The organism is Mesorhizobium sp. P2_F5, assembly GCF_056403715.1.
This window is the reverse complement of sequence record NZ_JBFUEY010000046.1, coordinates 1-16,038: the sequence shown is the minus strand read 5'-3', so window position 1 is coordinate 16,038 and position 16,038 is coordinate 1. Positions and strand designations below refer to the sequence as shown.

The 16,038-nt window shown below is 60.0% G+C and carries 17 protein-coding genes and 1 pseudogene; 8 read left to right on the top strand and 10 right to left on the bottom strand.

The genetic code is table 11. The features are described from left to right. Positions 1 to 277 precede the first annotated feature (277 nt). The 4 genes and pseudogenes from AC1DYO_RS31775 to AC1DYO_RS31760 all read right to left on the bottom strand — a co-directional run bounded on the left by AC1DYO_RS31775 (position 278) and on the right by AC1DYO_RS31760 (position 3,364). Positions 278 to 1,462, bottom strand: coding sequence for a M20 aminoacylase family protein (locus AC1DYO_RS31775; RefSeq protein WP_477268563.1), 1,185 nt, complete (start codon positions 1,460 to 1,462; stop codon positions 278 to 280). 128 nt (positions 1,463 to 1,590) lie between these two features. Next, positions 1,591 to 1,831 (bottom strand): annotated as a pseudogene (locus AC1DYO_RS31770) (ATP-binding cassette domain-containing protein); the annotation flags it as partial. 112 nt (positions 1,832 to 1,943) lie between these two features. Continuing rightward, positions 1,944 to 2,399, bottom strand: coding sequence for a cyclic nucleotide-binding domain-containing protein (locus tag AC1DYO_RS31765; RefSeq protein ID WP_477268560.1), 456 nt, complete (start codon positions 2,397 to 2,399; stop codon positions 1,944 to 1,946). A gap of 281 nt (positions 2,400 to 2,680) precedes the next feature. Continuing rightward, complete coding sequence (locus tag AC1DYO_RS31760) at positions 2,681 to 3,364, bottom strand: response regulator transcription factor (protein ID WP_112561232.1); 684 nt, start codon at positions 3,362 to 3,364, stop codon at positions 2,681 to 2,683. A gap of 145 nt (positions 3,365 to 3,509) precedes the next feature. Here AC1DYO_RS31760 and AC1DYO_RS31755 point away from each other — a divergent pair, with 145 nt between their 5' ends. Next, positions 3,510 to 4,046, top strand: coding sequence for a L,D-transpeptidase family protein (locus AC1DYO_RS31755; RefSeq protein ID WP_477268562.1), 537 nt, complete (start codon positions 3,510 to 3,512; stop codon positions 4,044 to 4,046). 118 nt (positions 4,047 to 4,164) lie between these two features. On the opposite strand, the gene AC1DYO_RS31750 is transcribed toward AC1DYO_RS31755, so the two are convergent. Further along, on the bottom strand, positions 4,165 to 4,419 hold the full coding sequence (locus tag AC1DYO_RS31750) for a hypothetical protein (protein ID WP_477268558.1): 255 nt from the start codon (positions 4,417 to 4,419) through the stop codon (positions 4,165 to 4,167). A gap of 130 nt (positions 4,420 to 4,549) precedes the next feature. Here AC1DYO_RS31750 and gcvA point away from each other — a divergent pair, with 130 nt between their 5' ends. After that, on the top strand, positions 4,550 to 5,500 hold the full coding sequence (gene gcvA, locus AC1DYO_RS31745; RefSeq protein WP_477268556.1) for a transcriptional regulator GcvA: 951 nt from the start codon (positions 4,550 to 4,552) through the stop codon (positions 5,498 to 5,500). Position 5,501: 1 nt separating this feature from the next. Here the strand turns inward: gcvA and AC1DYO_RS31740 are convergent, their stop codons facing one another. From AC1DYO_RS31740 to AC1DYO_RS31725, 4 genes are all read right to left on the bottom strand, one after another. Continuing rightward, positions 5,502 to 5,924, bottom strand: coding sequence for a DUF1761 domain-containing protein (locus tag AC1DYO_RS31740; protein ID WP_477268554.1), 423 nt, complete (start codon positions 5,922 to 5,924; stop codon positions 5,502 to 5,504). 106 nt (positions 5,925 to 6,030) lie between these two features. Continuing rightward, on the bottom strand, positions 6,031 to 6,687 hold the full coding sequence (locus AC1DYO_RS31735) for a class I SAM-dependent methyltransferase (protein ID WP_477268552.1): 657 nt from the start codon (positions 6,685 to 6,687) through the stop codon (positions 6,031 to 6,033). After that, positions 6,684 to 7,109 carry an EVE domain-containing protein gene (locus AC1DYO_RS31730; protein WP_112621800.1) on the bottom strand — a complete coding sequence of 142 codons (426 nt, stop codon included), beginning with the start codon at positions 7,107 to 7,109 and terminating at the stop codon, positions 6,684 to 6,686. The genes AC1DYO_RS31735 and AC1DYO_RS31730 overlap by 4 nt, the downstream gene beginning before the upstream one ends. Positions 7,110 to 7,138: 29 nt before the next feature. Continuing rightward, entirely contained in the window at positions 7,139 to 7,435 is a 297-nt protein-coding gene (locus AC1DYO_RS31725; RefSeq protein ID WP_181060933.1) for a YciI-like protein, read from the bottom strand. Between the two features lie 390 nt (positions 7,436 to 7,825). On the opposite strand from AC1DYO_RS31725, the gene AC1DYO_RS31720 reads away from it, so the two are divergent. From AC1DYO_RS31720 to AC1DYO_RS31705, 4 genes are read left to right on the top strand one after another with little or no spacing between them, the layout of a single operon-like run. After that, positions 7,826 to 9,055 carry a glycosyltransferase family 2 protein gene (locus AC1DYO_RS31720; protein WP_477268550.1) on the top strand — a complete coding sequence of 410 codons (1,230 nt, stop codon included), beginning with the start codon at positions 7,826 to 7,828 and terminating at the stop codon, positions 9,053 to 9,055. Between the two features lie 13 nt (positions 9,056 to 9,068). Continuing rightward, a complete protein-coding gene (locus AC1DYO_RS31715) occupies positions 9,069 to 10,049 on the top strand; it encodes a glycosyltransferase (protein WP_477268548.1) in 981 nt (326 codons plus the stop codon). 5 nt (positions 10,050 to 10,054) lie between these two features. Then, positions 10,055 to 10,558, top strand: a complete 504-nt coding sequence (locus AC1DYO_RS31710) for a GtrA family protein (protein ID WP_477268547.1) — start codon at positions 10,055 to 10,057, stop codon at positions 10,556 to 10,558. Beyond that, positions 10,555 to 11,184 carry a class I SAM-dependent methyltransferase gene (locus tag AC1DYO_RS31705; RefSeq protein ID WP_477268545.1) on the top strand — a complete coding sequence of 210 codons (630 nt, stop codon included), beginning with the start codon at positions 10,555 to 10,557 and terminating at the stop codon, positions 11,182 to 11,184. Before AC1DYO_RS31710 ends, AC1DYO_RS31705 begins: the two co-directional genes overlap by 4 nt. Before the next feature lie 125 nt (positions 11,185 to 11,309). Here the strand turns inward: AC1DYO_RS31705 and AC1DYO_RS31700 are convergent, their stop codons facing one another. Further along, complete coding sequence (locus AC1DYO_RS31700; RefSeq protein WP_477268543.1) at positions 11,310 to 12,746, bottom strand: glucosyltransferase domain-containing protein; 1,437 nt, start codon at positions 12,744 to 12,746, stop codon at positions 11,310 to 11,312. A 651-nt stretch (positions 12,747 to 13,397) separates the two neighbouring features. Here AC1DYO_RS31700 and AC1DYO_RS31695 point away from each other — a divergent pair. After that, positions 13,398 to 15,014: a DUF7056 domain-containing protein gene (locus tag AC1DYO_RS31695; protein WP_477268541.1), complete on the top strand. Its 1,617-nt coding sequence runs from the start codon at positions 13,398 to 13,400 to the stop codon at positions 15,012 to 15,014. 36 nt (positions 15,015 to 15,050) lie between these two features. Beyond that, on the top strand, positions 15,051 to 16,038 hold a 988-nt coding region (locus AC1DYO_RS31690), incomplete at its 3' end, for an IS481 family transposase (RefSeq protein WP_477268539.1).

Genomic DNA, 16,038 nt, shown 5'->3' with positions numbered 1-16,038 from the left:
TGACCATGTCCCTCATCGACATACGCAACAACACGCCGACGCAACTCAAGCGGTAGCGGCTTGCCCATCGCGGTCTCCTTTCAACCGCAATGAATCACGAACTCAAATCAAGGGGAATCCTGAATCCCTTAAATCGCGACACGCTTTAGAGCGGTTCACCGTTTGCGGAAACGAAGAACCGCTCTATCTCTTTGTTTGAGCATGATCTTTTCCGAAAACCGGGTTCCACTTTTCGGGATCATGCTTTAGCCTGGCCTTCAAGCCAGCAGGCAATGATTCAAACCGCCAGGAAGCGCTCGGCGAGCCGCGCCCAGAGCGCTGCCCCGACCGTCAGGTTGCCGTCGTTGAAATCGTATTTCGAACTGTGGAGGATGGCCGAATCCTCGCCATTGCCCAGGCGAAGAAAACAGCCCGGTCTGTGTTCGAGGAAGTAGGAGAAGTCTTCGCTACCGGGAATAAGCGGGCACAGCGAAACCTTGTCTTCGCCGACGAGTTCGGTCACCACCTCGGTAGCGAAAGCGGTCTCATGCTCCGAGTTGGCGACCACCGGGTAACCGCGCTGGTAGTCGATGTCGACCGTTGCGCCATGCGCCTCGGCGACGGAGGTGGCGATGCCGCGGATGCGCCGCTCAAGCGTGTCGCGTATCTCGGCAGAGAAGGATCGGACGCTAAGCACGATTTCGGCGCTTTCCGGGATGACATTGGAGGCGGTGCCGCCGTGGATCATGCCCACGGTGACGACAGCCGTCTCCGTCGGGCCGACACCGCGCGACACCACCGTCTGCAGTGTCATGACGATGTTGGCGGCGGCAACGATCGGATCGACAGTCAGATGCGGGCGTGAAGCGTGGCCGCCGCGGCCGTTGATCTTGATCGTCACCGTGTCACTGGCCGCCATCAGCGGACCGGCACGCATGAGGAAGGACCCCACCGGGGCGCCTGGATGATTGTGCAAGCCGAAGATCGCATCGCAGGGGAAACGATCGAACAGCCCGTCGGCAATCATCGCCTGCGCCCCGCTGCCTTTGCCGGCTTCTTCCGCCGGTTGGAAGACGAGAATGACGGTGCCGTTGAAGTGCCGGGTGCGCGCCAGATATTCGGCCGCGCCGAGCAGCATCGCGGTATGGCCATCATGACCGCAGGCGTGCATTCTTCCACTCGCCAGACTGGCATAGGGCAGCCCGGTCGCCTCGGTTATCGGCAACGCGTCCATGTCGGCGCGAATAGCGATGCTGCGGCCGCCGGGCCCCTGCCGCAGCAGCCCGACGACGCCGAGCCCGCCGACATTGCGCGTCACCTCGTAGCCCCAGCCTTCGAGCCGCCTCGCGACGAAGTCCGCCGTTTCGTGCTCCTGGAAGGAAAGCTCCGGATGGGCGTGCAGGTGACGCCGCGCCTCGGCCAGTTCGACCGCCTTGTCTTCGAGGTCGGAAAGGCTGGCATATTGGTTCGAGGACTTGGACATGGAGACTGCTCTGCTGGTCGAACGGGATATTGGCGGGGCCTGCGTCAGATGAAGCGGCTGAGGAAGGCGCGTGCGTGGATGCAGCGGGTTTGACAGGACATCACCGGGCGGGCCGGTTTCGATCACGTAGCCGCCGTCCATGAACACAACGCGGTCCGCCGCTTCGCGGGCGAAGCAGATTTCGTGTGTCACCACTATCATCGTCAGGCCCTGGCTGGCGAGGTCTTTCATAGTGGCGAGCACCTCGCCGACCAATTCCGGATCGAGCGCCGAGGTCGGCTCGTCGAACGGCATCAGCTTCGGCCGGATTGCAAGCGCGCGGGCGATCGCCACGCGCTGCTGCTGGCCGCCGGAGAGCTGGCGCGGATAGGCGTGGATCTTCTGCATCGCGCTGGCAGCTGATCCAAACCGGAAGGCATCTGAAGGTTGATGGCGGTGCGGGCATCCGCTGCCCGCATGATGCCATTCGCCGGCTGTTACCCTATCCGCCAAACCGTGGCGCGAGCTTCTCGATGCGGCGGATCATGGCCTGGAAATCGTCGAGGATGCGCTGGTGCAGTTTCACCGCCACGTCGGGATACTCCTCGAGAATGCGGCGGAACATCTTACGGCTGAGGCGGATCACTTCGGAATCGGTCTCGGCCGATGCGCTGGTCAGTCGGTTGGTGTCGGCGATCAATGCCAGTTCGCTCAGGATCGTGCCGGGGCCGGCGGTGCCGATCGGGACGCGTTCGCCATTCTGCTCGCGATAGAGCACGATGCGGCCGCTGACCACGATATAGGCCGAATCGGCCTCGTCGTCCTCGCGGTAAAGCTTGTGGTCGGCCTGCAGATGCGTGGCTTCGGCGCCGAAGGCGAGCAGGCGCAGCTGTTCCTGCGTGAAACCCTCAAAGAGCTTCACGGCTGACAGGATGCGGATGTCGTCATCCAGCGCCATCTCTAGCTGCGTCCCCGAACGGTCAGTCCAATCCCTCCCTTAGAGCGCCGCGCGTCCTCCTGGTCACGCAAAGGACCCTCCAACATTTTCAGTCTGCGCAGCGTTCTCCCCCAAAACCGAATCGATTTTGGGCCGATGCGCGGGGTCGATCCAGGCTCCCCCAGCCGGATCGTACCCGAAAACAGTCCTGCCCCGACCGCTCTATCCTTTAGTTTTTACGCAATTCCGGACGGAAAACCGCCCACACTTTTCCTGGAATTGCTCATTGGATAATGAAATGTTTAAGGAACCAGCTTGTAGCCGCCGCTTTCTGTCACAAGAATTTCAGCATTGGAAGGATCGCGCTCGATCTTCTGGCGCAGCCGGTAGACGTGGGTTTCCAGCGTGTGCGTGGTGACGCCGGAGTTGTAGCCCCACACTTCCTCGAGCAAGACGTCGCGCGTCACCACCTTCTGGTCGGCGCGATAGAGATATTTGATGATCGACGCCTCCTTCTCCGTCAGCCGCACCTTGGCACCGCGTTGGTCGATCAGAAGCTTCTGGCTGGGCTTGAACGTATAGGGACCGACCGAGAAGGTGGCGTCCTCGCTCTGCTCGTGCTGGCGCAGTTGCGCGCGGATGCGGGCGAGCAGCACCGCGAAGCGGAACGGCTTGGTGACATAGTCGTTGGCGCCGGCCTCGAGGCCCAGAATCGTGTCGGAATCGGTGTCGTGTCCGGTCAGCATGATGATCGGCGCCTTGTAGCCGCCCTTGCGCAGGATCTTCACCGCCTCGCGACCATCCATGTCGGGCAGGCCGACATCCATGATGAGGAGGTCGATGAGCCCGCCGCGCGCCGCGGCGACGCCTTTGGCGGCGGTCGCTTCCTGCAGGACGTCGAATTCTTCGTAAAGGGCCAGTTGCTCGACGAGGGTTCCGCGCAGGTCGTCATCGTCGTCAACGATAAGAATGGTACGTGATGTCATGGATCAATCCGTTGTTTTGAAAAGAATTTTCAGTTGACCGACCCCCATTTATGCGGAAGCTGACCGGCACAACAGTCCGATCACAGTGATTTGTTCCGTGACACGATCATACAAGAAAAAACGCGTTCGCAATGCAGCCGGCGCAATTTTGCCTAAAGGGCTGCGCGTGTTGGTGGTGCGGGCGAGGCCCGGCAACCCCAGCCAGGGGATTTTGCAGGCCGGCAGCAAGGTGTTTGCCTGCGCCCTGGGGCGCGGTGGCATCTCGGCCAACAAGCGCGAGGGCGACGGCGCGACGCCGCTTGGCGAGATGCGGATTCTATCGGGATATTTTCGCGGGGATCATTTCTCGGCGGCGCGTAGAACCCGGCTGTCGATGGCGACGATCGGCGCCGATCTCGGCTGGTGCGAGGTGCCGGACGACCGCAACTACAACCGTCCGGTGAAAATCCCCTACGGCGCCAGCCATGAGCGGATGCGGCGCGATGATCGCCTCTATGACGCCTGCCTGGTGCTCGACTGGAACATGGCGCCGCGCCGGCGCGGGCGCGGCAGCGCCATCTTCTTCCACCTAGCGCGCCCGGGCTTCACGCCGACGCAAGGCTGCGTGGCGGTAACCGCGCGCACAATGGCGCGGCTGTTGCCGCTGGTGTCGGATAAGACGGTGGTGAGGGTGGTCAGATAGGTAGTAGGCAGCAGGCAGTAGGCAGTAGGCAGTAGGCAGTAGGCAGTAGGCAGTAGGCAGTAGGCAGTAGGGCCGGGTTTCGGCGCCGTCTCATTCTTCCCTACTGCCTAAGGCCTATTCACCACTGCCTATTCCTCTGCCAGCCGATATCCAGCAGTCCCAGCCGGCCCAGCTCCCGGTCCATGGCGCGGGCGACATCCTTGCGTTCGCCGCCTATGTCGCGCAGCTCGCGGTCGGAGAGATCCTCGACATCCTGGTGGACGACATTTTGCCGGGTGAGGTGGACCGCGACCCAGGCGTGACGAAGCCAGTCGAGCACGGCGCGCAGCCAGGTCGGCCGAGCAATCGGTGAGTTGAAAGCGATGGTGGACATGGTGTGATCCGTTCCTCCGGATATCAAATCCGGTTTGATGGTGTTTCGATTGCACCCATCATGCCGGATTGAAAGACAAAGGAGAAACGAGTAGTTTTCTCCATATCATCAAGTTTTATTTGGAGATCCATTGGCCCGCCTGCTGCCTGGAACCCGAGCTCTGCGGACGCTGGAAGCGGCGGCCCGGCACCTCAATTTCACCCGGGCCGCGGACGAGCTCGGGCTGACGCCGGCGGCGATCAGCCACCAGATCAAGGAAATCGAGGATCAGCTCGGCATCGTGCTGTTCACCCGCACCAGCCGCACCATCCGGTTGACCGAGGCAGGCACGGTGATGTTCGAGGCCTCGCTCGATGCGCTCGACCTGCTCAACCGGGCGGTGTCGCGGGCGCAAAAGATGACGCGCGGCATGGCGCTCCTGAAAATTACGCTCGACCCGCAGTTTGCGACCAAATGGCTGATGCGGCGTGTCGACGATTTCCGCAAGCATCAGCCCGGGATCGAACTTCGCTTCGACATCACCTATGAGGTGCGCGATTTCGATCGCGACGACGTCGATATCGGCATTCGCTTCGGCACCGGGAAATATCCGGGCATTGTCAGCCACCGTCTGTTCGACAACATCATCATTCCGGTGTGCAGCCCGGCTTTGCTGACCTCCGGTCCGCCGCTTCGAGAGCCGCGCGATCTGTTCCGGCACACGCTTGCCCATATCGTATGGGCGCGCCAGGGCGTGACCTGGCCGAACTGGCGCATGTGGATGGCGGCGGCCGGCATCGACGACTTCGACGACAGCCGGACCATCGTTTTCGGTTCTTCGTCAGATGCGGTGCAGGCGGCGCTCGACGGCAATGCCGTGGCGCTAGCCGATTTCGCCATGGTGGCGAACGACCTGTCGGAGGGACGGCTGGTGCGGCCGTTCGAACTCGGCCTCAAGGTCGCGGCCGAATTCGCCTATTTCCTGGTCTATCCGGCAGGGTCGGCAAACGACGCCCGGATCATCGCGTTCAAGGACTGGATACTGGGCGAAGTCCACAACCCGCAACCGGATCCGACGCGGCGGACCTGGGACGAGTTGTAGGTCAGCCGGCGACGACCGGTGCGCCGAACCAGCCGATGACAGCGCCGATGATCAAAAGCACGCCGAGCCAGTGGCCGCCGTCGATGAGCGTCAGGTCCCAGCCGAAATTTTCATAGCGGTGGTTGACCGACAGCGTCGTGGCGACAAAGCCGAGCCAGAGGACGAAGCCGAAGACCAGGCCAGCGGTGAGAGCCGGCTCGCCGCCGGTCATCGCGCCGACCACCAGAGCCACGACCAGCGCCATGATCAGTTCGGCGATGAAGGAGATGACGAAGGGCAGTTTCGATTTGCTCATCGTTGCCGGATCGAGCTTGGCCGCCTTCAACCACGGCTTGCTCAAAGCCATGTACCAGACGGCGCCGAACAGCCACGCCACCACGGCCGCGACAACCACCGCCAGCCAGTTCACTGCCGAAAAATCCATAAAGTCCTCCCCGGAAGCATGTCGCCCAACAGCGTGAGCGGTTTGGGATAACGACATGCATATTCTTCAAATCAATGCGCGATGGAACGCCTGTTCGGCAGCGCCGTCAAGCGAAGCGCCAGACCGTGGTGCGCTTGACCAGCGCATCCTCCAGCGCCCGCGTCACCGCCACTTCGTAGACGGCCAAAGGCTCCAGTCCGGTCTTCGGCATATAAGAGCGGCCGGGATCGCCGACGAGTATGTCTGCGCCGCGCGCCTTCAGCGTTGAAAACCACGGCATCAGCGTGTCGGCGAAGGATCGGTCGTAGAAGACATCGCCGGCCAACACCACGTCCCAGCCGGCATAGGTGCCGATGCAGTCGGTGCCGCAAAACACGATGGCAACGCCGTTGGCCTCGGCATTGAGGCGGATCGCCGTTTCGCAGAACGGGTCGATGTCGGCGGCAATCACTTGCGCGGCACCTGCCCTGGCGGCGGCGATGGCGACAAGCCCGGAGCCTGAGGCGAAGTCGAGCACGCGTTTGCCGCGCACTGCCGCAGGGTTGTCGAGGATATAGCGGGCAAGGCCCTGGCCACCGGCCCAGGCAAAGGCCCAGAAGGGTGGCGGCAGGCCGATCTCGGTCAGCTCGTCCTCGGTCCGCTGCCAGAGGTCGTGGGCTTCGTCGGCCAGATTGAGGACAATCTCGGGCACATGCGGCGGCGCCATCAGTGCCGTGTTGTCGAGAATGAACTTTTTCGCGCTGTTCGGCGTGAGGACCGTCACGGAGCCGGCGTCAGGCCGCCCATGCGGCAGACTTCCTTCCATTCGGCCGGAGTCACGGGCTGTACGGAAAGCCGTCCAAGTCGCACCAGCGCCATCTCGGCGAGTTTCGGATTGGCCTTGACCTGTTCCAACGTCGGCGGGTTCGGTACATCCTTGAAAGCGCGGATGTCGACACATTCCCAGCGCGGATCGTCGGTCGTGCTATCGGGATGGGCCAGCGCGCAGACCTCGGCAATACCGACAACGTTTAGACCTTCATTGGAATGGTAGAAAAAGCCGAGATCGCCGATCTGCATCGCCTTCATGTTGTTGCGAGCCGCATAGTTGCGCACGCCGTCCCATTGCGTGCCGGCTTTGCCCTTGGCCTTCAGCGCCTCGAAGGAGAAGACCGAAGGTTCGGATTTGAACAGCCAGTAGTTCATGTCTTTGCTCCTCCGTGGGCCTGCCGGAATTAACTAGCCGCCGGCTTGTTGAAGGTCCAGTTCCACTGGCGGATTTCGACTGTTTCAAACAGCCCTGCCTTGGCATAGGGGTCGGCGGCCGACAGCGCCTGCGCACCGGCCAGGTCCGGCGCCTCGACCACGACGAGGCTGCCGTTGGGCTTGCCGTCGGCATCGAGGAACGGACCAGCAAAGGCCAGTTTCTTGTCGGCGTTCAGACCCTCGAGGAAGGCGACGTGGACGGGGCGTGTGTCGACGCGCACCTGCAGGCTGCCGGGCTTGTCCTTGCAAATCAACGCAAACAGCATGTTTTCAAAACTCCGGTTTGGGATTACCACTACAGCTCGCCTCGAACTGCAGAAACCGCGGTTTTGCTTTTATGCGGGCTTTGGGTCAATGCCAAATGACGATCTATCGCGTTGAATCTCTGCCACGGCTCAAGGCCAAGGCGTTGAAATGATTGATCCACTTGAGTTTGGCGACAGTCACGGACGATATCGCTTCGCCCGAAAGAGTAGACTCAAGGCAACAGCGCTGCATCGCGAAAAAATAGCGCCAAGCCTTTGCGGCTACCGCTCATGAAGGCGCGACTGGATATTTCGTAAGTCAAAGATAAGCAATTTTCGATATACTACGCTCCCAGCGGGTCAGGTGTGGGAATGGGCTGGTTCTTCCAGAACGCCTGAATAGGGGACGCAATGGACAGCATCGCGGGTGACACGACAGCCAAATTCGACGACGCCACGCCTGCTTTCACGGCCGGCATGGAGACCGAGCATGTCCTCGTCTCTGCAATCATTCCTTGCCTGAACGAAGAATTGACGATCGGCATCTGCATCCGCAAAGCCTTGGATGCCTTCTCGAGGCGCGGCATCAAGGGGGAAGTCGTCCTCGGCGACAATGGCTCCACGGACAAGTCGGTGGAGATTGCGCAAAAGTTGGGAGCGCGGGTCGTCCATCAGCCGGTAAAGGGCTATGGCGCGGCAATCAGCGCCGCGGCTGAAGCGGCCGAAGGCAAATATCTCATTATGGCCGATGCCGATGATTCCTATGACTGGAGCCAGCTCGGCGATTTCGTCGATGCGTTGGAATTGGGCGCGGACTTTGTCATGGGCAATCGGTTCGCCGGCGGTATCGAGCCGGGCGCCATGCCGCTATTGCATCGCTACCTGGGCAATCCTGTCCTGTCCACCATCGCTCGCTGGCTGCACAAATCTCCGATCCACGACTTCCATTGCGGCATGCGCGGCTTCACCCGAGAGGCATTTCAGAGAATTGGCGCACGCTCGCCGGGCATGGAATTCGCCTCGGAAATGATCATCAATGCGCATCGCGCCGGGCTCACCATTCGTGAAGTGCCGATCAAGCTCTACCCCGACAAGCGAAACCGCCCGCCGCATCTGCGTTCCTTCCGCGACGGCTGGCGCCATCTACGGCTGATCATAGCCCATGCGCCGGATACCATGTACCTCGTGCCTGGGCTGACCTTGTTGATCACTGGCATTGCCGGCCTTGCAGCTCTCGCTGCCGGACCTGTTCGCATCGGCGGATGGTACTTCGGAATTCACTTCGTCGCGCTCTCGGCGATGGCGACGTTGATTGGCCTTTCAGCGATCCTGTTCGGTATGCTGGCAAAGGTGGCAATCGCCATCTACCATCCGGTCTACAGTGGTCGAATTGTGCCTTGGCTGACGCGCGGTCGCCCTTTGGAATGGCTGGTTTTTTCTGGTGGTGTACTCGCGGTAGCCGGCTTCGCGGCGGACGTGTCACTCGCGCTACATTGGATTTTTGTCGGCGGCCCCATGGAGCAATCAGTGCACCTGACCTTTGTGGTCACCACGATCTGCGTGGCCGGCATGTCCATGGTGTTATCCGGCTTCGTGCTCAAGTTGCTGCTTGATACATTGAGTGCCCGACGTGAGTTCTAGCCCTCCAGCAGCCTTGCGAGCGGAAATTCAAGCAGCAAGCCGCGCGGCCGAAAAGCCTTTTCTGTCCGTCGTCATGCCTGTCCATGACGGGGCGGCATGGATTGGAGCAACACTTGACTCGCTTGCTGCGGAGCTGACTGGCGACCTGGAGGTAATCATTATCGACAGCAGCCCGACGAACGCCACGGCTGCCATTGTCGAGCGATTTCTCCACCGACCGGCGTTCCGGCTGCTTCGGCGAAAAGATCTCGGGCCTTGGCAGTCGAAGACCAACCTGGGCGTTGAGCTAGCCGCCGCCGATTATGTCTGCATACTCCACCAAGACGACCTGTGGTTGCCCGGGCGCGTCGAGGCCACGCGACGCTGGCTCGCGGACGAACCCGAAGCAGCGCTTCATTTAGCCCCGACTGCGATCGTTGACCGCCACGGCCGGCGAATGGGACGCTGGAACTGTCCCTTGCCAAGCGACAAGGTGCTTGAATCTGAATTCCTGCTGGAACGGCTTCTCGTACAGAATTTTGTGTCTGTGCCTGCCCCGATCTTTCGCCGGAGTGCGTGGCTGGCATGCGGGGGCATGGATGAGATGCTCTGGTATACGGCGGATTGGGATATGTGGGCGAAGCTCGCTGTTGCCGGACCTGTCGTTTATCACGACGAGATCACTACGGCCTTTCGGGTTCACGGCAGTTCGCTGACTGTAACTGGATCCCGTGACGTCAGCGAGTTCCGGTCGCAAATGCAGATTGTCATGGAGCGCCATCTTCCCCGACTTCCGGCGAGCAGCCGACGCTGGGTTGAACCTGCCGCTCTGGCGTCGATCAGCGTCAATGTATCGCTGGCCGCCGCATCGCGCGGCGACTGGAAGGCTCTGGCGCGCGCGGCTCGTGCTGTGCTGTCGCTCGGGCCGATCGGAATGAGGCGTTATTTGCGCGACTCGCGGTTGCGTGAGCGTGTCGTGTGCCGGCTTCGCGCGAAACTGGCAGGAGCTTTCTGAGGCCGATGCGCAATCCAACTACACACACGGATGAGCAGAAGCGTTATGCGGGTATCCGCAAAAGACCGCTTGTGGAACGAGGGTGGCGGTACACCCTAGTGGGAGCGGTCTGCGCAACTGCGCACAACGCCATTATGATTGCGACCGATCAAGTGGGGGTGCATTACCTACTGGGCACCGTGATTTCGTTCTTGGCTGTGACGCCACTCGGATACGCACTACACAGCCGGTTCACCTTTGCAGAACCACTTCGCTTGAAGGCATTCATACGTTTCGTAGGAGGCGTGGCCATGGCCTATCCAATTTCGGTAGCCATGATGATCGTCCTATGTTCCGGTCTCAGTCTTAGTGTTGCGATTGCGACTCCGATTGCCACCGTCGCTCTGTTCGTCTGGAACTTTGTAGCTGCGCACTGGGCCATCCTGCCGCGGCTCTATCGTCACCCGGCAGCCTTGCAGACGGCTCCCATCCACTTGGCGAAACACGAATCAGCAAGAAACGAGGAATGAGAATGCTGGCACCAGGTCAGGTCGCACGCAGGGTTCTCGGTCGCCATTTTGAGCCGGTGGGCAATGTCTATCGTCGCCTGTTCGTCAACCTCAACCTGATCGCAGATTTTCTAGATCGCGAATTGCCGAACGGTGCGAAAATCTTGGATATCGGTGGGGGTGACGGCGCGCTTATCGAGCGGCTCTTAAATCGACGCCCTGACCTCGCGGTTACGATGTGCGATCTGGCTCCTTTGATCGGTACATTCTTAAGCTGCGCAAATCGGGCGAGAGTTGAACTTCTGCCTGCGACTGATCTCACCGACGTAACCGGACTTTACGATGCCATCACGATTTCCGACGTTATCCATCACGTGCCGGTCGATCAGCGCGACGCGTTCTTCAAATCACTGGCTGACAGCTGCGACGGTTGGGGTTGCAGGAAGGTCATCCTGAAGGACATTGAGCCAGGTGGCGTACGCGCCACTCTGTCGCTTCTTGCAGACCGGCACATCACCGGAGATAAGCATGTCGTGCTGTTTTCACGCTCGGACTTTGCGGTCATGGCGCGACGGCATTTCCCGAAAGCGCAGAGAGTATCGGCTGTGCCGGACTGGCCGAACTATTGCGAAGTTTTGAGTTGGTAGTCTCTAAGCTGATTGACCGGCGGGACAGCAAGCCCCGCGATCAATGCCACCGCCTCGGGCTGCAATTCGGGTGTTCGGCGCGATCGGATTGACTGCCAGCGCACGAGCGATGCTCACCAGGATTTCTACTTCAGCTTCACGATCACCATCTGGCTGCGAACGGCTACAGAACCTCGCGCCGGCCAGACGGGCATATCGGCAGATGAGGCTTTAGCAGACCGAACGACTTCTGGCGACGGGAAGTTGTTGACCGGGAAATAGAACATCAGCGCCCGTGTGGAGGCCCAATCGATAGCATACATGCTCGCAAGCATTGTGTTGCCGACGAAACCTCTCGATGTGTCGAATAGCCGATAGGGCAGGTAGCTCGAATCCTGCGTAGTCCCGATTACTGTAATTGTCATGCCGGGTCGGTATTCTGGCAGGTCTCTGATCCGGACGGCAATCGCCTGGGTCATATCCATGTCGGCGCGGTTCCGCATCTCCATGAATTGGTGCCAGTTGTTCGCCTGAAGGACGAAGATTGCGACCAGAAACAAGCCCAGAGCGCTTACGAGAGCGCGCATGCGACCGCTGGTCAGAAGCCACGCGATCAGGAATGTGCCAGCATAGACGCCAACGAAGGAGAAAAGGATGCGATCAAATAGCATCTCTTTCGGAGGACTGATCACCCAAGCGGCGCCGAAGACGCACAGAGGCGCCGCGCACACGAGTACGATGCCGGTCAGTGACCGTCTTAACGCCAGAGCGCATACAAGAATAGCCGCAATGGCAAGGAGGACGTATTTGGCCACGGCAGGGAACAAGAAAATTCCCTTGGTCAAAAGCTCTATGGTCGCTTGTAGAAGGACCTTCGCAACAGTCATGAATTCAGTTGGGTTGGTGACGACGTGGACAAAGCCGGCAAGCCTACGTCCCCCAATGTGGAAGAAAACGGTGCAGACGAAATACACCACGAGGTAAAGAGCCAAGCCGGCCAACACCATAACTGCTCGCGGGATCGCAAATGTACGGAAGGCCCGTTCTCCTTTGGTGATCCGATACGCCGTGACGTAGAAGGTCACGACCACCGCTAGGTAGACTGCTGATTGGTACGTTGCCAGAGCGGCACATATTAGCATGGCCCCGATCAGCAGACTCGGGACGGCGAGGGCCAGCATCGCCAGCAATGCGGCCAACGGCACCGTCAGCCGAGTCGCGGCGTATGACCATAGTTCAAACATCATCGGGAAGGTCGCGAAAAGACAGCAAGTGATGACCACAGGCGTCCAGTGCGTGACGTTGAGCAGGCGGCAGAGCACGACACCGCACCCGGCCATGCAGGTCAGCCCGAGTATTAAAAGAAGGTTGGGCGGCAAGAAGCCGAACGAGAGAAGGCGGAGGAATTCGCCGAGATAGCGACCATCCGCACCGTAGGCGTTGTAGGTCAGATAGGTCGTATAGAAGTAGTCGTTCGAGAAAGTCGTGTAGCCGATCTCGGGAATATACGCCGCCAGCAGAATGGCGAAGACAGTCAGGTAAGCACGCGGCGTCCAAATTGCCCTGAGATATTCAAGTTCCATTAATTGATCCTGATATTGTCGGGAAGGGATTTCTATGCGCCTCACATCCTCATTAGGCTACTCATTCAAGCTGCCATAGGCCTGTGGCCGCGTCGAGCCCGCCTGCTGTGGTGCTGGCCGTCAACAGCCTGATTACCCATGTCTGCTGCATTTCGATTGAGACCGGTACGCCAAGATTTACGATATCTGCTATGGCAAGACGCGGCTGAACGGCAAGCCAGTTGGTCCGGGCGCGACGGAGACGGTCGACGAGTGCACGGGCCAATGCGATCGAGGCACAGTGCATCTCCACTCTAGGGCGCAAGCCAAGCCAGACGGATTGGGATGCCAGTTCAACCACCACAGTGCACCCTGCTCTAAGGCCTTTCTTAATGAGCGAGAGTCTAAAACTAGTTGAAATCAGTCAACGCGTGAAGATCCGCAAGCACCCCGGACCTGAATCCACGGCCAAGATAAAATCACGCAATGCGATTTCACGCGACGCTCGGTGAATAGCTACACTCAAACGTACTCTGCGAGGCGGAGTTTCTTTCCTTAATTTCGCTGATTGCGAGTGGGTGGCGGCTACCCAGGTAGCGGGAAGGGCGCGCAGCCACTGGGGTGCGGCGAAGGCGCCGGCAGCTCTGCCTTAGACACGGTGTGGGGGACATCTTGAAGACACAGGCGGCGGGACTCGGATCAAACGAGCTATTCGGTCTCGAACAGCGCCCAGCAATGGTTTTTCTGGGTGTCCTGATCACCCTTAAGATCATTTTGCTGTTTGCCTTTGCCTGGAACGCGCGCTTCGTCATGGACGAATTCGTACAACTCGGGTGGGCCAAATATTTCTCCAACGGCCTGTTCGATACAATCCAGCATCCCAAGGCGGTCGGCTATGCGGTTTTTTTCGAGATCGCCCATCTAATCGGCTGGGACGCCAAGTCGATCCTACTTGCCGGCCGCATACAGATGGCCCTCCTGGCATGCGTGACCATTGCGTTTGTCTATGCATCCGCGCGCGCTCTTGGCGAAAACCGCGTGCGCTCCCTGGCAATCGTCCTCATTCTGCTCTGCTTCTCTAATTTCATGGAGCGCATCTTTCGCACCATCGCCGAACCGCTGGCGGTCTTCTTCGCCGTGGCGGCGCTGCTGGTCGTCTTGCGTGCGCGTGAATTAGGAGGGCGTCAGCTTGTCGCTGCCGGCATCCTGAGCGGCCTGTCGTTCCTGGCGACGCAGAAATCGGTCTACTTCAATCTTGCGCTTGGCCTTGGTCTGGTCGCCGACGCGGCTTTGATGAGACGCTACGCAGCAGGTATGGCCCGCGGCGCATGGCTGGTGCTGGGATGGACCGTTCCCATAATCGCCTATTGCTTTGTCTTCGGCGGCGCCGACCCTGTACCTGTTGCCAGGAACCTCGTATTCGGCCCTCTTGAGATTGCGACCCGCGGAGGAGGCGATTACGGGGGGCTGAGGCAATTCGTGTTTCAGACGCTCGCGCGCAACTATGTTCTTTATGTCTGCTGTTTCTCTGGCATGGCTCTGTCTCTGATGCAGATCATGAAGCTTGACGAGCGAAGGCGAATTGCACTGATCTTCTCGGTCGTGGTCACTGTGCTGGTGTTCGCGCATGACCAGCCGTGGCCTTACGTGTTCATCATGGCGTTGCCGTTCATGTCGCTATGGTCATTGACGCTGTTCGACGGCGTCGCAGCCCGCGTGCGTTACCTGCGCCTTGCCTGGATAGCGCTCGCCACAGCCATGGCTATAAGCTTCGTTGCCAATGTACTTTACTTCCGCTTCGACAATGCGGCCCAACTTGAATTGGTGGCGCGTGCAGAGTCATTGCTAGCACCAGGTGAGCGGTATTTCGACGGCATCGGGATGCTGCCCAATCGACAGGAGCCTTCCACACTCTGGCTCGACCAGCACCATATCTTGAAAACGTTGCAGGAAGGCAGGGAATCGGAAGCGTACAAAATCCTCTCGAACGCTCCGCCAAAGGTGATCATCTGGTCATATCGTATGGATTGGATCGATCCTGTGATTGCCCCTTTTATCCGCGACAGCTACGTCCAGATCGCTCCCAACATCAGAATAGCCGGCCGTCGCCTTCAGTCCGGTCGTCTGGACGTTTTCAAGGTCCCGGTCGCCGGACGGTACAGGCTGTATACGACGAACGGGCAGCTTGCGGATGGCGAGGTCGAGATTAATGGCATCCCGCGGTCCTTGCCTTTGTCCTTGGAGGCCGGTGTCAGCGACGTTGTTCTACTGTTTGATCCCAGGCTTTGATGGGGCATCCTTATCCTCCGAATCGAGGGATGCACTATGGGCCAGGTTCTTCATGGGAGCGCCACGACGACAGAGGCAATCCGTCGAGCGATACAGCATAGTCAAGAGAGCCTGAGGACGCTGGCCAAGCGCTACGGCATCAATCAGAAGACTGTCGCCAAATGGCGGGAGCGGACTTCGGTGACCGATCTGCCGACCGGTCCGAGACAGCCGAGATCGACGGTTCTGTCTGTCGAGGAAGAGGCCGTCATCGTCGCCTTCCGCCGGTATACGCTGCTGCCGCTCGACGACTGCCTCTACACCTTGCAGCCGACGATCCCGCACCTGACGCGTTCGTCCTTGCACCGCTGCCTGCAGCGCCATGGCATCGGCCGGCTGCCGGATATCGAAGGCGACAAGCCGGCAAGGAAGAAGTTCAAAAGCTACCCGATCGGCTACTTCCACATCGACGTCGCCGAGGTGCGCACCGAACAGGGCAAGCTGCACATGTTCGTCGCCATCGACCGCACCTCCAAGTTCGCCTTCGTCGAGCTGCATGAGAAGGCCACCACCGCCGTCTCTAAAGAGTTTCTGCTCCGGCTGATCGCCGCAGTCCCCTACAAGATCCACACTGTACTCACCGACAACGGCATCCAGTTCACCACGCCCGGCGCCGGTGGCTCGGCCGTGCCGCTAATCAAGGAGGCAATGGCAAACGGCGAGCTGTTTCGGGCGCACGCCTTCGAATACAYCTGCGCCAGGAACGACATCGACCACCGCACGACCAAGGTCAGGCACCCATGGACCAACGGCCAAGTCGAGAGAATGAACCGGACCATCAAGGACGCCACCGTCAAGCGCTTCTACTATGAGARYCACGATCAGCTCCGGCAGCACCTCACCGACTTCGTCGCTGCCTACAACTTCGCCCGCAGGCTCAAGACCCTCAAAGGCCTCACGCCCTACGAGTTCATTTGCAAGGCATGGGCTGCACAGCCAGAACGCTTCAAGCTTGATCCGCTCCAGCAAATGCCGGGACTAAACA